Here is a 17,604-nt window from a genome sequence, read left to right as displayed (position 1 = left end):
TATAATTTGTTTTTAGATCGATATTCTTTGCTACTATTAAATAGGTATTCAGAAAGAGGACGCCCTATGGAAAAGGCATTTTGGAAGTTAACTAATGATAATACTCTTGCAATTGAAAGGGAGAATGGTGATGTATACATACCTTCTTCAATGGAGATTTTTCTATCTGAGTATAAGGGAGAGGCTCCTCTAAGCAATACTTTACTTAATAGCCCGTCTTCTACTTTTCCCCAATTAAAGTTTTCAAAGGTTCCTGCTAAAATAAGAATTTTGGTGAAAAGCGAGATGGTTGGATCGGAAACTACCCTTGGCTTAGAGTTAGCAGTAGCGTTACCTAGAAATAAAGAGGTACAAATTGTTAAAAAATTAGGGGTAGATTACCTTATCCACGACAATTTATGGATCCCATTTGAACAAGGGGCATTGGAGGAAATAACTGAAAAATTAAACAAAGCGGGAATTTTCTCGATCGGGCGCATATCACTTAAGCAATACCTTACCCTCAAAAATTTGGCTTACTACCTAATTGATGATTCACAGTTAAGTTATCGGGCATCCTCAGTACAAAGAGAAAGTGAACCCGATGAGATTCCATTATTTAAGGGAGTACTTTATCCATATCAGCTGCAAGGGTATAAGTGGTTGAAAATGATTTCTGAGGAGGATGCTGGATGTATCTTGGCTGATGAGATGGGGTTGGGTAAAACACCTCAAATAATTGCAATTATTGCAGCTGAAAAAATGCGTTTGAATTATACATCAATGGTAATTGCCCCGGTCTCCCTTATGGAAAACTGGAAAAGAGAGCTGAATAAATTTGCCCCAGATTTGAGGGTGTACATACATCAGGGCAATGGTCGTACAGGATTCTATCAGCAACTTTTAGACTTTGACGTCGTAGTCACCACTTATGATACCGTTGTTCGAGACTTGTCGATGTTACAAATGGTAAATTGGAATGTTGTGATTTTGGATGAGGCACAGGCCATAAAAAATCCTGTAGCGAAGAGGTCGCTGTCTGTAAAACAGATCCCAAGGAGAACATCAATAGCAGTCACAGGTACACCAGTTGAGAATAAGTTAGTTGATTTATGGTCACTTTTGGATTTTTCTTTCCCTGGTTATTTAGGTAATTTAAAAGAGTTTGAATCTAGATTTACAAATGATAGTGAAGGCGCTCAATCTTTGGAAGGGTTTGTGTCTCCTATTATGTTGAGAAGAAGAGTTCTTGAAGTTGCACAAGACCTTCCAGCTCGTATTGATATCCCACAGGTTCTTGAGATGAGTGACTCTGAGATTAACGATTACGAAAATTTGAGACAAGAAATTATCGATGAATATGGTAGGAGTGCATCACTGATTTCATTAGTAAAACTACGAATGTATTGCGCTCATCCAGCTCTTCAATCGAAGAAATTTGAAGATCCTGCACGATTTATCAAGTATCAGCGAATGTTGGAGATAACTGAAGAAATTATTGAAAACAAAGAAAAGGTAATAATCTTCACATCATATAATCAAATGGCCGATATTATGGTTGGAGATTTATCGGAGCGATTTGGGGTTTACTGCGATTTCATTGACGGGCGTGTTTCAGTTTCAGAGAGACAAGCTAAGATTGATACATTTACAAATGAAGTGAATTCGGCAATTTTAATACTAAATCCGCGAGCCGCAGGTGCAGGGCTTAATATTACAGCTGCTAATCATGTAATTCATTATAACCTTGAGTGGAACCCAGCCATAGAGGATCAGGCTTCGGCGCGGGCTTATAGAAGGGGACAAACTAGACCGGTTAATATATACAGGCTTTTTTACGCCAACACAGTAGAAGAAGCAATCAATATGCGCTTGGACAGAAAAAGGGAACTTTCTGAGATAGCAGTGGTTGGAAATGATGGTACAGCAGACGACTATATAGATATTTTGCAAGCATTGACAATGACGCCTAAACATAGGAGCTGAAACGTATATGGAACAACCTAGAACACAGGCTATTTCAAAAATTTTAAGTGCTAACGATACAGGCGAAACAAGGGCCCACCAAGCGGGTATTTTAGTCCCAAAGAACGATAAGATATTATCTTTTTTCCCTAATCTAGGGAAAGAGGTAAAAAATCCGAGAACAGTACTGATTTTCGAGGATATCGCAGGAGAGCAATGGAAATTTAATTTTATTTATTACAATGGTAAATTTTTTGGGGGTACTCGAAACGAATATAGACTAACTGGTATGACAGCTTTTATTAAAAGAAACAATTTGAGAACTGGCGACAAGATAACTTTTCACCGCCTTAGTGATGATAAATTGTTGGTTAAACATCAACGAATGAGCGAAACAACAAAAGATAATTCAAGCATTCTAAAACTAGGTAATAATTGGAAGGTGGTAAATTTATGAGTATGTCACTGCAAAGATCAGTGGTAGTAGCTCCAGATGCAACCCGTATGATTGAGGGCTTGAGAGATACTGGGTATGAATTTAACACGGCAATGGCGGATATTATTGATAATTCCATTGCTGCGGGAGCTACCCTTGTTGATATCAGATTTATAATGGATTATTTGGGTGAAATAAGTATTTATATTGCTGACAATGGTTCGGGGATGGACGAGGACGGACTCATTAATGCAATGAGATATGGTTCGAATCAAAGGCCAGACCCAGGAAGCCTTGGTAAGTTTGGGTTGGGCCTAAAGACCGCCTCAACTGCCTTTTGTAGATGCCTTTCTGTTACTAGTCGATCTAAGGATAGTAATACTGTTTCAAAGGCCAGATGGGATTTAGATCATGTGAGCGAAATCCAAGAATGGCAGTTGTTGTTTTTGGAGCCGGAGCTTGAAGAATTGGATTTACTTAATGAAGTTACTGATGGAAAATCAGGGACAATTGTAACGTGGGAAAAGGTCGATCGTATACTAAAATCATACTCAGATCAAGGTGGATCATATGCAAGGAAAGCCCTAGAACGTATTAAGGAGAGTCTTAGGGATCATATATCTTTGGTATATCAAAGATTTCTTAATTCCGAATTTATAGAAGCACCTAAGGTAACTATTCGTCTTGATAAAGAAATCATAGAAGCTTGGGATCCCTTTTGTTCCAATGAACCACTTACAGAAATAGTTGCTGAAAGAATACAGGAAGTTGAACTTCCTAATGAGCAGATGACATCATTTTCAATTAAAGCCTATGTTATCCCGAGAAAAGAGCAATTCAGTAATGAAGAAAAAGCTAAGAAGGCAAAATTGACTAATGATCGTCAAGGCTTCTATATATATAGAGAAAATAGACTGATTCATTTTGGTGATTGGCTGGGCATGTTCAGGAACGAACCACACGGTACACTACTACGAGTGGAGTTTTCCTTTGATCACACTTTGGACGATGCTTTTAACGTAGATATTAAAAAATCAAAGATATTATTAAATGATGATTTGTATAACTGGCTCAAAGATCAATTTTTGCCTGCTCCCCGGAGAGCTGCTGATGATCGCTACCGGAAAGGTGTGAACAATGGAGTAGCCAAAGTCACAAAGGGTGCTCATGATAGCTCCAATACCAATATTGGATCGAAGGAAAAGGCAGTACAACTTGCAAAAGTAGAAATTACAAATGCAGACCAAAATGAAGTTGAGGTTACCAATAAAAAAGGGATATTTAAGATAAAGTTGCCTGTAATTGATTCCGTCAAGGAAGGGGAGGTACATGTAACTACTGCTGACTCTGTAGATGATGGACTGCTATGGGAACCATGCCTAATTGATAAACATAATGCAGTAAGAATTAATACTTCTCATCCTTATTATCATAAAGTTTATGTCCCCAACTTAGCATCAGGAGTGACGATTCAAGGTATGGACTCGTTACTTTGGTCTATGTGTGAGGCTGAACTGGGGACCATCAATGATGAGACAAAACATTATATAAAAGAATTAAGATATGAGGTTTCTAGGCTCCTACGGAAACTTGTAGAGGATCTTCCTGAGCCGGTGTTGAAAGATGATAACTAGTATTGATAAACCACACTTACAACGTTTGTTTACTGAGTTATATGGCATTGAGTTTTTGATAAGTGAAGGGAACGATTATATTGATCTTCGTCCGTCTGACCTTGCACTGGGAGAAGGTTTTGTAATTCGTATTAATTTTTCTTGGAGAAGCTTGACTTGCGAATTTCTACCTGATAACTATGCTGTTGCTTTGATAAGTGCTATGGGTGATGCATCCGAAGACCAAAAGCATCTGTTTCAAACCATTTGCAATTCTCTAAGGCGGAGATCCTCGGTTCACTTAGAAATGAAATTAAATAAAATACCTGTTGATCCGGAAAAGGCGTGGGAATGGCCGTCCACTTGGAGAAACATACAACTGTCCTTCACAGTAATGCCATTTGTCTTTGAAAACATGGAATCTTCGGATCTCGACCATGTGGTTACAGATTGGGGAGGGGCAATGATTTCATTGATCCTTCCGCTGATTCCTATGGAGGTTGAAGAGGAGGAACTATTTGAAGGAGTTATGGAAGGTTCTTTAAGCAGAATTGAAGTGAATAAGTACGAAAGGAATTTAATTAATAGACAGGCATGTCTTTTAATTCACGGGACTGATTGTATAATTTGCAAATTTTCATTTGAATCCCGGTATGGCTCTATTGGAAAAGACTTTATACATGTACATCATACAACGCCTGTCTCAGTTTTAGGAGAAAATTATAGAGTTGATCCTGCAAAGGACTTGGTTCCAGTATGTCCTAACTGTCATGCGATGCTTCATAAAAGAAACCCACCATATTCAGTAGATGAGCTTATAAGAATTATCGAGGAAAGCAATTTGAAAAATAAACCTTTTGAGGGGCGCTAACTGTGCCTCTCTTTTCGTAGAAAAATATCATGAGTAAGTTTTTCTTAAACTATCAGAGAATTGGCACGTTTTGTTGATTTTTTCAATGTGTTACTACGGTGCGATGAATTTTGTTTCAAAGTCATTTAGAAAAGTTAAACAACATTCCTAAATCGAAAGTATCTAAGTAGCCGTTGGATGCAGAAAGCCTGTAATTATTTATAGTTAGCGTTGCAGACAACAGGAGGTAATATATGGAATTTGATTTGAATGGATTCACTAGTGCAATTATTGGTACATTAGGAGCTCTAGGGGCTGTTTACTTGACGGTTCATTTACAAGACAAAAGAAACAAGCCTGTATTAAACAAGGGTAGATATCGAATTGTAGTTAATGCATTTATCGTAATGACTGAGGCTAGGAATAAGATTTTATATACGCTTCATGAAGAGGAGCCTCTTGATGCGATAGCAAATGAGGCTATTTTATTACAAGATAAGTTGTTTCTACTGGAAGCAGACGCAATTGAATGTGATTTAGAACTACATGATGCCCTCAGTAGTATGTGCCTTTATATTCAAGATATGCTATCAAAATACGGTGATCAGTCAGAAATTAATGAACGTTCAACAGACACGGAGCTTGCGGAAGAGTTCAAATTAGAGTTCAAAGATCTTACCAATAACTATTCTAAATATTTTGGAAATTTAAAGGAAGAAATTCGCAACGCTGTAAGGTAAATATTCGTTGTAGTGGTAACTGATGATACAGTTTTAGATTGGCATGGGGAGCATTGGCTTACAGTGCACTTACCTTAGGAATGCCATCTTTTTACGGCTTTTTACTGACTTAAAGGTGAGTGGTTTTTTCTCTATCTTTGAAGTAATAGATATAATTAAATCCAGTACTCCTTTATACATGGGCATTCAATACATTTTTACATTCTTGTCTTTGGGTTTTTTAACCTCTTTATTGGATATGGAAGAAATGTTTGAAGATGCAGCTTTTGAAAATAGATCAGCACCTTATGTAGCACTTATTTAATGGCTAGTATGATTGTGATTTTTATAGTTCTATTTTCCGAAAAGAAGAAAAGAAGAAAAGAAGAAAAGGACATCTTTCACGAGAGTTCACTGAAAAGACTCCTTCAAAAAACATGCCTCTAGAATCGCTTCTAAGGCTTGTTTTGCGTTCTGTGAGTTATATCTGACCCTCCAAAGTTTGGATTTTTCCAAAACAGTTAGTTTTTCAGTCACTTCTTTCAGAGGACGTCCTTTTCGCTCTATACAAGATACGGTTGACCTTCTGTGAACTAGACAGAAGGTTTTTTAATTGTGATTGTTTTGGAGGAGTAACGATTAGATCAACCGAATGTAATTAGCTTTAAAAAATAGCAGCTAAATTAAAAATGGATAAAAATCCTTAAAATAGCCCATTTTTATTTAGCTGCTAAAATGTAAGCGTTTCCTTTTTTTATTATTGTTGACTGAATAATCCGGAGCATAGTATTATCCGATTATAAAGACGAGAGGCGGATAAACTATGGCTATTAAGATCAATAAGAATTTGGAGATGTTTTCGACTTTCGATCCGACAAAGGAATCCAAACCAGTTTCATTGGGAAATCTGTGTAAGGATATTGAAGAGCGGAGACTAAGCCTACCAATTTTCCAGACATACATTAGATGGAAAGTTGAAAAATCCATTGACCTGTTAAATTTTCAACTGAGCGGTAAAGCTGCTGTTGCTCCCATATCGATTAACATAATTGAAAATAAGGAGCTTGCTGTACCGCAAGTTTCATTTATTGAAAGGGAACGCATCGATATTGAAGAATCAGCCGGTAAACACTCTGTCAATGATGGTCAACAAAGACTTAGTTGTAATTTTAAAGCGTATACTGACCATGAAGAGTTTAAATGTGTTGTCCTCGACATTACGACAGGGAAGTTCGTTATGAATACTAGCGCTTTTAGAAAATCACAAATTCCAGTTGGAAAACTGTACAATAAAGACCCAAAGGTATTCTCGCAATATTTGAAAGAAAATAAGGATCTGCAAGTTTTCGAGGTTCAGGATCTACTTACTAAGGTTAGAAATAAATTTATGGGTTACTATTACACTGTAAACTATGCTCGAGACTTGTCTGAAAAAGAGCAGCGCGAATGGTTTGAAGTACTTAACCTTGCTGGGAGTAAGGTGACAGATGTCGAGGTTAATCTTACCGAGATGCTTATAAAAGGTGTAGACTTCTATAAGGAGTATTCGGATCAGTTTGTTGAGAAATTAAAAGAGTCAAGCTTAGACCAACTAATTGTATTTAAGGCTACTGAGGTTTCTATTCCTTTAGCGGCGTTAAACCCGGCGTATGAGGTGCTTAAAGACAGAGAGCACAAGGCAAATTTTAGTCCCATGCCCTCCGATGTGAAGGCAAGTTTAATTAGCAAATTAAATAAAGAAGATATAAGGAAATTATTCAGCATGACATTAGACGCCCTAGACCGTGCTATAGGATTTATTGAGGAAAACAATTTTAAGCAACCTAATAGAATAGATTATTTAACATATTTATTAGGGGTTTTTGTTTACCTTAAAAATGAGGCTGTGTCAGAACGACAACTTGAGCACATGATTGAATGGTACAATACCGTTGAATTCTCAAAAAAGGATAACGGCGAGAGAAGGAGATATTTTGAGAATTTGATTAGAGTTAGAACCCTCTAATTTGTGGGCTGCATCAATCTCCAGTTGACATTGGGGTTATACCCCAAGAGCAAACCACCCGTTGGACGGGTGATCCTGATTTCGCCCTACAAATGATACGGTGAACCGTACCACAAATAGTAGTAATATTTATGATATAAAATACTTTGAGAAATCCGAGGATGAGCATCAACATAATGAAATTATTATTATGACTGCTGCACTTCGCTCCACCCTAAATCCACTACCATATAAGGTTGTGGATTTTTGCGTATTAAAGTCTTTTAGCTATTATTAAAAGCTATAACCAGCCATGCATTTTTCATATAACATGCTATCTTTTCAATCATGCTATACTCAGTGAACCAAAAAGTTAGAAGGAGAAATAGTTATGATACCTTTTCGTAATGATCATGTAGGCAGCTTTCTACGTCCTGCAGACTTAAGTAAGGCACGTGAACAATATAAATCAGGCAACATCACATATGAAGAATTAAGAGCTGTGGAAGATAAAGAGATTATTCGAATTATTGAAAAGCAGAAGGAAAATGGCGTATTCGCCGTTACGGATGGTGAATTCCGCAGAAGTTGGTGGCATTTTGATTTTCTGGGCGGCTTGGATGGCGTAGAGTTGTATGAGCAAATAGATGGACCGAAATTCCATAATATGCAAACGCGTAAGGGCGGGATTCGTGTTGTTGGTAAAGTTGATTTCTCGAGTCATCCTTTTGTTCAGGATTTTGAGTTTTTGAAAAAGCATGCAGGTGACGCAGTGGCGAAACAGACCATTCCAAGTCCTAACATGCTTCTATATCGATTGGAAAATGACGCTAATATCTATACGGACCGAGAGCAATTCCTTCAGGATACGATTGCGGCGTATCAAAAAGCCATTCAAGCCTTCTATGATGCAGGATGTCGATACCTGCAATTAGATGATACCGCTTGGGCAGACCTATTCTCAGACGCTGGTCACGATAAGCTGCGTGCCAAAGGTCTGGAACCGGCGGAAGAGTTGAAAACGATGCAACGTATGATTAATGAATCTTTGTCTCATAAACCGGCAGATTTAGTTGTGACGATGCATATTTGTCGCGGTAACTATAAATCAAATTATTTCTCAACGGGTGGTTACGAGTACGCTTCTGAAGTTATCTTTGGAGGCTTAAACGTAGATGGATTATTTTTAGAATTTGATGATGAGCGTTCAGGTGGATTCGAGCCATTAAAATATGTGAATCGAACAGATTTGAAAATCGTACTTGGTTTACTCACATCAAAAACAGGCGAGTTAGAGGATAAAGAACAGATTAAAGCCCGAATTGCAGAAGCGGTAACTTATGTTCCTCTTGAGCAACTTTGTTTGAGCCCACAATGCGGCTTTTCTTCCACGGAAGAAGGCAATATTTTAACGGAAGAACAACAATGGCGTAAACTTCGTTATGTGAAGGAAATTGCAGAAGAAGTTTGGAATTAATCCATCTAAATAACGGAGGGGATGTAAAATGACGATCCAAGCAGACCAAGAGACAGTTATCGTTGAAACGTTCATTAATGGTCAATATGTAAAATCCCTTTCGCAGTTAGCAAAAGAGAATCCGGCCAACCCAACTGAGATCGTAGGCTATTTCCCTGTCACTACGAAAGAACAAGCCGTTGAAGCGATTGAAGCGGCGGCAGTGGCTTTTAAAACCTGGAAGCAGACCTCCATTGATGAACGCATTATGATGATGCGCAAGGCGATCGAGAAGATTAGAGCAGCTGAGAATGAAATTGTATATTTGCTGTCCAGAGAGCATGGCAAGCCCTTGTATGATGCGCACGGTGAAATTTATGTTTCTTTAATGTGGATGGAGTTTGCTTGTAATGAAGTTACATCGGCTCTACAGGAAGAGATCAAAACGCATGAGAATGGTAAAACGATTCTTTCCTATGATCCCATTGGTGTGGTAGCAGCGATTAGTCCATGGAACTATCCCATTGCTTTATCTACGATTAAGATCGCTCCTGCCTTACTTGCGGGAAACACAATTGTGCTTAAACCGAGTCCGTATGCGCCGCTGGCGGCAGCGAAGGTGGCAGAGATTATTGCGAGTGAGTTCCCGGCTGGGGTAATCAATGTCGTTCATGGTGATGCGGATGTGGGCGTTGAACTGACTACGAATCCTCATGTTACGAAGATCGCCTTTACAGGTGGAACCGCGACCGCTAAGCATATTATCAAAGCAGCTTCGGAAACGATTAAGGATATGACGCTTGAGCTTGGTGGTAATGATGCGGCGATTTTCTTGGAAAGTTTTGATGTTCATGATGAGCGAGCAATGCGCCGGATTGTCATTTCTAACTTTTTGACAACAGGCCAGATCTGTATGATCGCCAAACGTGTGTATGTACACCGTTCTATTTATGATGAGTTTGTGGAAAAATATATAGAAGCGGCGAATCGCTGGATTCGAATTGGTGATCCATTTGATTCAAATACGACAGTAGGTCCGGTTAATAACCTGAAACAGAAAAATGTCGTGCTTGGTTTGGTTGAAGATGCGCAAAATCGCGGGGCTAAGGTCATCCCTCTCGGCCAAATTTTGGATCAGAAACTGTTTGACCAAGGTTACTACCTACAACCTACGCTTGTCTTAGGTTGCGATGTTCATGATCCGATTGTCGTAGAGGAACAGTTTGGCCCTACGGTTCCGATTCTGCCATTTGACGATGAAGAGCAGGTAGTTCATCTACACAATGAAAGCTTATATGGATTGACGAGTTCTGTGTGGGGGAAAGAAGAGGATGCCATCTCCGTCGCACGTCAACTCGAAGCTGGAACGACCATGATCAATACCGCTGCTGTGCAGGGTCTCGATGTTCGCTTCCCTTTCGGTGGCTTCAAGCAATCGGGAATTGGCCGTGAATACGGCACGGAAGGTATCCGCACGTATACAGAAAAACATGTCATCAACGTTCCGAAGACACTGGATCTTCCTTATATACCCGAATAAATGGTATAGAGGTTGTTCAAAAAGGCTCTAACTTTGCGCTTTGTTTACTGATTTTTAAGAATCAGTAGACAGGGCGTTTTTTTGTCAGATCAGTTTGTCTGTGGTGACTTTTTTAGAGAAAAAAACCATATCTGGTAGAGATGACGCAGAAGAAATAAAGAAGCCACTCCATTTTTGGAGTGGCTTTGTATTCAGCTATTACACGGTGAACGGCGGCTATCTTCTACCTAGTGTCTCCCAAATTCCATGGAGCCAGGAGTCGAACTCAGCATCTTTGTCGCCCTCGTAAGTATCATAGAGATCCAGACGTGTCTTTTGCAGTTTTTCCTTAAATTCCTCAAATGTATGACCTTCAGGAAGGCTTTTTTTGATCCGCAGCAAAATTTTGTTAGTCCCTTTAAACAGCTCACCTTTGTTTTTGGCAGGCATTTGTACATCTTCATCCAACTGGTTCAGCTTGAGATATGCGGCTTCGCGCACTTGAAACACTTGATCATTTTTCAAAACATGCTGCAGCAACTTAATGGTAGGTTCTGTATTCCAGTTCCCCAATTCGTTCACCGCATTCAGTCTGTCTCTCCAGCTTGACGTCCGATTAGCCGCTCGTTTGAGCTCTTCAAAGTTTTCCGGTAGTTGGTTAACTGCTCCAGTATCATGGTTGTTCGTCAAAATTCAATCTCCTTAATCATCGCCATCTCGGCAGAATGATGAATGTTATTTATGTGATCACTATTATAGCACGAACCTGACTAAACTACTCCTATGATGCCAATTGGCTAGCCTTTTCCTTAATGAAGTCCACCATGTACACCCAACCAATCAGTCCACATAAAACAAAACCAAACGCATACAGAGATCCGTAAATGGGAATAAAATCGAGTATGGTTAAGGAGTACATATTTTTCAGTAACGGATAGAAGATGGAAATAACAACCACTGTGTAAAAGGCTAGGCAAGAAAGACCTAAAAAGATGGTTGCCTTAATATCCAAAGCGTTTTTTCTCAAGTAAGTAAGGAGATAAGCGGTGTATACCACAATATTACAGGCGAACAAAGTGACACCAATGTATTCAATTGGCTTGGAGAAAATCATACCAATAGCAATCAATATGGGTCCGATGATATCGATGGCAACAACCCAAGGATACCAGTTTTTCTTCGTCATGATGCGTCCCAGTGCACCAATAAAAATTGGAACGATCGCAGATGAAAAATGAAAGTGAACCGAGCTTAATGCATGCGTTGCAGGATTAGCCTGGAAGAGGTTTATTTGATATTGATATAAGGTAAACCAAATGCCCCCGATAAAAAAATAAACGAGCCCCGCGCCAATCGCTATTTCCGCTGCTTTTCCTTTAGAGATCACAATAGTGGTCAAGCCATAGATGCCAAGCAGCAGTGTGAACAGTAGCCACCCAAGGGACAGAATCCCTGGGATTGTCGTACTTTCTAACCCCCACATCTTATTACTCATTACCGAAGCTAGAGTAAGAAGCGCAGCGGGAAATTGAAGCCATTTCATAGCAGCATAAATCACTCGTTGATGTTTATTTTTTACGTCATGGTTCAAAAGCGAAATTACAAGAGGCACAATAACGAAAGCCGCAAACAGCAGAAATTTTTCAACAAGTTCGAATTGAAAATAATCAAGATAAAATATCAGAATGGTTATGATTCCACCGGGAAATACGGGTGATTTCATGAGTTGCTTTAAGGAACTATTCATGGGGTTTCCTTTCTAGCTACGTTTATCGTAATACTTGCCTGCCGATCAGTACTATGATTTTTCCAAGAAGGCGAAAGCTGGTATATATGAAACAGCGCTTTAGTAAAGGAGCTGTGGTATCAAATGAATAAGAATAAAATTTCTTCCTCGCATAATATTGCAGGGTTAAACATGCCGATACTGATTCCCTTAGCTGGGTCTGTCTGGCGAAACTCTTATTGTAATTCTGTGGTTCTGAAATGTAATATTTGTTTCAAGAATCTTAAGTTGAATCTTGTAAGGGTGCGCTTTGGCCATTAGCTTTTCGTTCATAATTTTTCTTCACAGGAATTTCGAAGCTCCAGTCTCCGGGGAGCAGATCCTGCTGACCCGGGCCATCGGATAGGATTAACTGGTATACGTTGACTTTCAACAGGAACTGGTCTGGAGGTGGCAAGCTCCCAATAAAGTAAAATCGGATCGTTCCGTTTTTGGCCAAAACTACACCTGAATCCGTGGCGATGCCGGGAACCGCCTTTATAGTTGAAGCATCCAAAGTAAAAGTTGGCTTGACCGATTTTTTTTTCACCCACTGCAACTCCGATATCTGGTTAGAATGCTTCATTGAGTATTGGATACTCAGGCTCTGACCGTCGAAAAGGTAATCATGAATGAGAAGTGTATAGCCTTTGTCTGTCTTGCCTGTTATTAAAGCCATCTCGTTATTTCCGCTTGTTGACGTCAACGTTGAATCGTCATTTTCAGAGAAGATGGAAGGCAACTTCACCACTAGATTAGAGGTAAATGAATTCTTCATACTGAATAGAACCACCGAACAGACGAGTAACAAGATCATGGGTACAGCAGATATCCTGGAGAGAGACAGGTATCGAAGCTGAGGAAATATTCTTTGTTTTGGTAAAAGGTCTTGTTCCGGAAGCACGTTCGGTATCCGATTGATTTCGTTTTGGGCTTCTTCCGCAACAGCCACTTGCGTCTGATTAGGTCCGAACCTCGATAACCGTGTTTCAAACCAGGTTGCCTTTTTGCTGCTTTGCGCAGTGATGCCTCCTCCGTGCACCTCGACAATACTTTTTGTTATGGCGAGACCGAGACCTGTACCTCCGGTCTGCTTCGACCTGGAGCTGTCTACGCGGTAGAAACGATCGAAAATAAAGGGTAAATCCCGCTCGGGAATAGGGGATCCATAGTTTTGGATTCGCACAACTAGCATATCTCCATCTTGTGCAATATCAATATCGATATATTTGCCCGTCCGCCCATACTGGATGGCATTGGCGAGTATATTCTCATAAGCCCGTACCAACAATGCTCCGTCCGCTTGAATTTTGAAGTCTCCCTCTTGGACGTTCAGCCTAATTTCCATGCCTGCACTCTCGGTAATCGGCACGAATTCTTCGGCAAGCTGGCCAATTAACCCGGTCATATTAAGCTCGCTGAGTTCCAGAGGCATGCCGTTGTTGACCCGTGTATATTCGAATAATTCGTCGATCAATCGCTGAAGCGCCAAAGATTTCTCATATGCAATGTTGACGTAATAACGCATCTCTACCTCATCCTGATAACGATCGTTCTCAATGACTTCGAGAAAACCGAGAATCGAGGTCAGTGGAGTTCGCAGGTCATGAGATACACCGGTGATCAGATCATTTTTGGTCTTTTCCGCCTTGCGTTCCTCTGCAATCGAATGCTTCAACTGCATGCTCATCCGATTGATGCTGAGTGCTACCTCTCCCAGTTGATGATCGGCAATTTCCGGGATTTGATGGTCAAACTGCCCGCTCGCAATCTCTCCCAGACCGCGTGTGATTTCCGCAAGATAATGATCCCATTCGCTGCTCAATTGATTCATACTCTCCGCGATGACGCTTAACTCATCCTTGCCCTTAACCCTTACAACCTGCCCAAACCGTCCTGCCGATATTTCCTGCAATCCTGTGGTGATTTCGCGTAAATCCCGAACCAAGCGGAGGCTGGTTAGGAAGAAAGTGATGGGAAACAGAACGATACCGGTAATGATCATCACGCGAACGGACCCGGCATATTCAATGAGCCAATTAATCGGGACAGCCACATATTCAATTTTTTGCAGCGCTCCCGCCATGACATACCCCAAAAAAATAGCTGCGCCTGTTAAAACCAGGCTTGCAACCATGATCAGCATTAATCTCCACCGAATCGTATACAGCCACTGTGGTTGGATCCTACTCACCCCTTGCTTTTAAATCACTTTCGATTTTGTATCCAATCCCCCACACGGTTTTAATGATCCGCGGTTCACGTGGATTGGATTCTATCTTCTCACGGAGCTTACGGATATGAACCATGACGCTATTCTTCGACTCCATAAAAGGCTCGTTCCAGACTTCTTCGTAGATGCGATCCATACTCAGCACCACCCCTCTATTGACAGCCAGCATATGAAGGAGCGCGAACTCGCGGGGAGTCAATTTGATTTCCTGCTGATCGACCGTTACCGTGTGGGATGCATTATTAATCACTACGTTTTCGATATGTATTTCGTTCGCATTGCCCAAAACGGAGTTGAACTGGTTCATTCTTCGAAGCTGCGACTTGATCCGTGCGATCAGCTCGAGCGGGTTGAATGGTTTGGTTACATAGTCGTCAGCGCCGATGCTGAGACCGGATATTTTATCGATATCTTGGCTTTTAGCGGACAGCATAATGATGGGAATTGGATTCGTCTCTCGTATTTTCATACACGCCTGCAAACCATCCATCTTGGGCATCATTAGATCCAGTACAATTAGATCAACTTGCTTGGTCTGCAGAATCTTCAGCGCTTCCATCCCATTCGCTGCTTGTAGAAGTTTGTAACCTTCGTTATTGAAATAAATACTCATTAATTGGATAATTTCTGCTTCATCATCCACCATTAGAATTGTGCTTTCCGCCATAGATCCTCCCTTGGTTCCTGTATCTTCCTTAAATTGAAGAGTAACACGATAATTATAAGCGATATTTCTTATGCATTGAATAACGTCAGGATGATTTAAGGAAATGATAAGAAGTTCGGTAGTGAGATGATAAGCTTTCACTTCTATACTGAGTACAACACAAGCGAATAATCGTTTGAACAATACATGAGTGGAGGTTTTATTTTTGAAGCATAAGGTATTACAGAAGGCCATGCTTGTTAGTCTAAGTGTTATGTTAATCGGTATTTCAACTGTTTTTAGCACAGGCAGGCAAGTTTTTGCAAATTCGGACAACGAGGCAGATTCGACACGTACTTTAAAAGTATTGTACTGGAATGAAGATGATTTCAAAATGACGTATGGAGATCTGTTTAGTCAGAAGTACCCGAATGTAAACATTGAAGTAGTTACACCTGGAGGTATGGAAGCGATTAAGGATTACAACGGGGCCATCCAAAAGTTTTCACCGGATCTTGTGATGATACCCCCTTACCAATACCAACAAATGTCTAAAGATAAAAAACTGGTCGATTTAGAACCTTTAATTAAACGAGATACGTATGACACGACAACGTTATACCCCGGCTTGCTTGATGAATTGAAGGAACAAGGCGGTGGCAAACTTTATGGGTTAAGCCCAAAAGCGGATTCGTACGCTCTTCTGTATAATGCTGATTTATTTAAAAAGTACAATGTTAAAACACCAACGGATGGGATGACATGGGAAGAGATATTAAATCTTGCTAAGAAATTCCCAACCAAGGGAGATAAGAACTCCCGAATTTGGGGCCTAAGTTCCTTTGGATCCAGCAATTTGGTAATGGATATCGCCAGAACAGAAGGATTAACGTACTTGGATCCAAACACCCTAAAGGCTACTGCAAATACAACTGCATGGAAAAATGCTTATCGTCTATCGAGTGAGGCAACGAAGTCCGGAGTACTTGACGAGCAGATCAGTCTGTCCGGCAAAAGTTACTTGGAAAGTAATTCGTTCATTATGGGACGATCTGCTATGAAAGTAGCCTCTATTAGTCAGTTGGAGTCCCTGCAAGCAGCAAAAAATAGTGTGAAGAATTACAAACCTTTTACACTTGGTATTGCTGCCGGCCCTGCGGCTAAGGACCGAAAATCAACAGGCAACGTATATATTCATGAGATATTCGCGATTCCAGCAGGCGCATCTCATGTTGATGCCGCTTGGGATTTCATCAAATATTTCAATGGAGAAGAATACGCTAATGAATACTATAAACCCAAGAACTCGAATAATAGTATCGGTGCTCCTCTATCTCGCATGATTAAAGAGTACTCCGGTTACAAGTTGGATGCATTCTACAAATTAAAACCTAATTTGGATTCATCGATAACAAGTTATGTTCTCATGAACAAGTCACCAAATTTTGAATTGAGATTTCGGTCAATTGTATTGAAAGAATTGACACAGGTAGCAAACGGGAAGAAAACATTGGACAAAGCAACTTCTGCTATCCAATCCAGCACTCAAGCCGTTGCTGATAAATTGAAAAAGGTTCAGGCGGCAAAGTAATAGAATCTCTAGCCTTTTATAGTTCCCCGTAATATAGAGATCGGGACAGTTCATACGACAGTATAAAGAGGTCAACCGTTTTTACTGGTTGGCCTCTTTTTGTTAAGTGATGGGTCTATCAACTTCCTCGGAAAACAAAAAAAGAGCCGCGTATCACGCAGCTCTCCATCGTACTTTAGTTCATTCCGTTCCAGTTCTCTTCTCTTTTAGCGCCCGCCCGTATTCGAAGCCCAGACAGGAATCCAACTGTTCGGATAATTGCTATTGGTCAGCGTTGTGTTATACAGAACTAAATTGCCATCACTTTGCATGACTAGTGTGTCACCCGTTGTGTTAGCTGGTAAGCTGCTCCCGTGATGACCTGGAATCCATGAGGTGGTATTGGGAGACCAAGCATCTACCTGTACAGAAGTATCAATCATCAGAACTTTATCCCATCCCCAACCGGTGTAATATTCGAATTTTCCTGTAGCCGGGTTGAAACCATAGCGATAGCCATATTGGTACACATCTTGATATTTCATTCCATATTTATACATGACGGGTTTCCCGTATTGTGGTTCAAACTTGAACGAAAGAGCCCCACTGTTACTGGTACCGCTACTCCAAAGAGAAGAACCATTCTGATAGATGACAAAATTCCCGTCATTCTGCCATATGGCTGAAAATCTGCCATCTTGCGAAGTGAGATAGTCTCCCTTAGCCATACTTTGGCCGATCGTGAGCTTATCTCCAAGATAGCCGGCAGAAGCGGTCGCTGGTACGGCAAATGCAAGAATCAACAAGCAAGCCAAAAAAACTCGAAAAGATTTGGGGAAAAATAGATTATTCATTGGACACACTCCTAT

15 protein-coding genes are annotated in these 17,604 nt (G+C 40.4%); 10 read left to right on the top strand and 5 right to left on the bottom strand.

Annotated elements, in window-relative coordinates:
• The first annotated feature begins 66 nt into the window (after positions 1-66).
• The 9 genes from FE296_RS12110 (at position 67) to FE296_RS12075 (ending at position 10,542) form a co-directional block, all read left to right on the top strand.
• Positions 67-1,965 (top strand): DEAD/DEAH box helicase, encoded by a 1,899-nt coding sequence (locus tag FE296_RS12110; RefSeq protein ID WP_190945162.1) that lies wholly within the window; start codon positions 67-69, stop codon positions 1,963-1,965.
• A 7-nt stretch (positions 1,966-1,972) separates the two neighbouring features.
• The gene (locus tag FE296_RS12105) at positions 1,973-2,401 is read left to right on the top strand and encodes an EcoRII N-terminal effector-binding domain-containing protein (protein WP_150365061.1); all 429 of its coding nucleotides are present in this window, start codon (positions 1,973-1,975) and stop codon (positions 2,399-2,401) included.
• Positions 2,398-4,014, top strand: a complete 1,617-nt coding sequence (locus FE296_RS12100; protein WP_223868854.1) for an ATP-binding protein — start codon at positions 2,398-2,400, stop codon at positions 4,012-4,014. The genes FE296_RS12105 and FE296_RS12100 overlap by 4 nt, the downstream gene beginning before the upstream one ends.
• Positions 4,004-4,864, top strand: coding sequence for an HNH endonuclease (locus tag FE296_RS12095; RefSeq protein WP_223868853.1), 861 nt, complete (start codon positions 4,004-4,006; stop codon positions 4,862-4,864). The genes FE296_RS12100 and FE296_RS12095 overlap by 11 nt, the downstream gene beginning before the upstream one ends.
• A 233-nt stretch (positions 4,865-5,097) precedes the next feature.
• Complete coding sequence (locus tag FE296_RS12090) at positions 5,098-5,583, top strand: hypothetical protein (protein WP_150365060.1); 486 nt, start codon at positions 5,098-5,100, stop codon at positions 5,581-5,583.
• Between the two features lie 178 nt (positions 5,584-5,761).
• Positions 5,762-5,887, top strand: coding sequence for a hypothetical protein (locus FE296_RS33755; protein WP_263364166.1), 126 nt, complete (start codon positions 5,762-5,764; stop codon positions 5,885-5,887).
• A 498-nt stretch (positions 5,888-6,385) separates the two neighbouring features.
• The gene (locus FE296_RS12085) at positions 6,386-7,567 is read left to right on the top strand and encodes a hypothetical protein (protein ID WP_150365059.1); all 1,182 of its coding nucleotides are present in this window, start codon (positions 6,386-6,388) and stop codon (positions 7,565-7,567) included.
• 370 nt (positions 7,568-7,937) lie between these two features.
• The gene (locus FE296_RS12080) at positions 7,938-9,023 is read left to right on the top strand and encodes a 5-methyltetrahydropteroyltriglutamate--homocysteine S-methyltransferase (RefSeq protein WP_150365058.1); all 1,086 of its coding nucleotides are present in this window, start codon (positions 7,938-7,940) and stop codon (positions 9,021-9,023) included.
• Positions 9,024-9,051: 28 nt separating this feature from the next.
• Positions 9,052-10,542 (top strand): aldehyde dehydrogenase family protein, encoded by a 1,491-nt coding sequence (locus FE296_RS12075; protein ID WP_150365057.1) that lies wholly within the window; start codon positions 9,052-9,054, stop codon positions 10,540-10,542.
• Between the two features lie 216 nt (positions 10,543-10,758).
• On the opposite strand, the gene FE296_RS12070 is transcribed toward FE296_RS12075, so the two are convergent.
• From FE296_RS12070 to FE296_RS12055, 4 genes are all read right to left on the bottom strand, one after another.
• Positions 10,759-11,211: a HEAT repeat domain-containing protein gene (locus tag FE296_RS12070; protein WP_150365056.1), complete on the bottom strand. Its 453-nt coding sequence runs from the start codon at positions 11,209-11,211 to the stop codon at positions 10,759-10,761.
• 91 nt (positions 11,212-11,302) lie between these two features.
• The gene (locus FE296_RS12065; protein WP_150365055.1) at positions 11,303-12,268 is read right to left on the bottom strand and encodes a YndJ family transporter; all 966 of its coding nucleotides are present in this window, start codon (positions 12,266-12,268) and stop codon (positions 11,303-11,305) included.
• 262 nt (positions 12,269-12,530) lie between these two features.
• Entirely contained in the window at positions 12,531-14,432 is a 1,902-nt protein-coding gene (locus FE296_RS33905) for a sensor histidine kinase (RefSeq protein ID WP_190945160.1), read from the bottom strand.
• Positions 14,433-14,472: 40 nt separating this feature from the next.
• Positions 14,473-15,186, bottom strand: coding sequence for a response regulator transcription factor (locus tag FE296_RS12055; RefSeq protein ID WP_150365054.1), 714 nt, complete (start codon positions 15,184-15,186; stop codon positions 14,473-14,475).
• A gap of 205 nt (positions 15,187-15,391) precedes the next feature.
• On the opposite strand from FE296_RS12055, the gene FE296_RS12050 reads away from it, so the two are divergent.
• Positions 15,392-16,756 carry an ABC transporter substrate-binding protein gene (locus FE296_RS12050; protein WP_150365053.1) on the top strand — a complete coding sequence of 455 codons (1,365 nt, stop codon included), beginning with the start codon at positions 15,392-15,394 and terminating at the stop codon, positions 16,754-16,756.
• Positions 16,757-16,962: 206 nt separating this feature from the next.
• Here FE296_RS12050 and FE296_RS12045 read toward each other — a convergent pair whose 3' ends face one another.
• Complete coding sequence (locus tag FE296_RS12045; protein WP_150365052.1) at positions 16,963-17,589, bottom strand: hypothetical protein; 627 nt, start codon at positions 17,587-17,589, stop codon at positions 16,963-16,965.
• Positions 17,590-17,604: the final 15 nt, after the last annotated feature.

Origin of the sequence: Paenibacillus sp. UASWS1643 (assembly GCF_008693195.1) — a bacterium.
GTDB classification, from domain to species: Bacteria; Bacillota; Bacilli; order Paenibacillales; family Paenibacillaceae; genus Paenibacillus; species Paenibacillus amylolyticus_B.
This window is presented reverse-complemented; position numbering and strand designations above follow the sequence as displayed.

Coding starts and splice junctions, on each gene's coding strand:
- FE296_RS12110 (WP_190945162.1), top strand. CDS start 67: ATGGAAAAGGCATTTTGGAAGTTAACTAATGATAATACTCTTGCAATT.
- FE296_RS12105 (WP_150365061.1), top strand. CDS start 1,973: ATGGAACAACCTAGAACACAGGCTATTTCAAAAATTTTAAGTGCTAAC.
- FE296_RS12100 (WP_223868854.1), top strand. CDS start 2,398: ATGAGTATGTCACTGCAAAGATCAGTGGTAGTAGCTCCAGATGCAACC.
- FE296_RS12095 (WP_223868853.1), top strand. CDS start 4,004: ATGATAACTAGTATTGATAAACCACACTTACAACGTTTGTTTACTGAG.
- FE296_RS12090 (WP_150365060.1), top strand. CDS start 5,098: ATGGAATTTGATTTGAATGGATTCACTAGTGCAATTATTGGTACATTA.
- FE296_RS33755 (WP_263364166.1), top strand. CDS start 5,762: ATGGGCATTCAATACATTTTTACATTCTTGTCTTTGGGTTTTTTAACC.
- FE296_RS12085 (WP_150365059.1), top strand. CDS start 6,386: ATGGCTATTAAGATCAATAAGAATTTGGAGATGTTTTCGACTTTCGAT.
- FE296_RS12080 (WP_150365058.1), top strand. CDS start 7,938: ATGATACCTTTTCGTAATGATCATGTAGGCAGCTTTCTACGTCCTGCA.
- FE296_RS12075 (WP_150365057.1), top strand. CDS start 9,052: ATGACGATCCAAGCAGACCAAGAGACAGTTATCGTTGAAACGTTCATT.
- FE296_RS12065 (WP_150365055.1), bottom strand. CDS start 12,268: ATGAATAGTTCCTTAAAGCAACTCATGAAATCACCCGTATTTCCCGGT.
- FE296_RS33905 (WP_190945160.1), bottom strand. CDS start 14,432: ATGCTGATCATGGTTGCAAGCCTGGTTTTAACAGGCGCAGCTATTTTT.
- FE296_RS12055 (WP_150365054.1), bottom strand. CDS start 15,186: ATGGCGGAAAGCACAATTCTAATGGTGGATGATGAAGCAGAAATTATC.
- FE296_RS12045 (WP_150365052.1), bottom strand. CDS start 17,589: ATGAATAATCTATTTTTCCCCAAATCTTTTCGAGTTTTTTTGGCTTGC.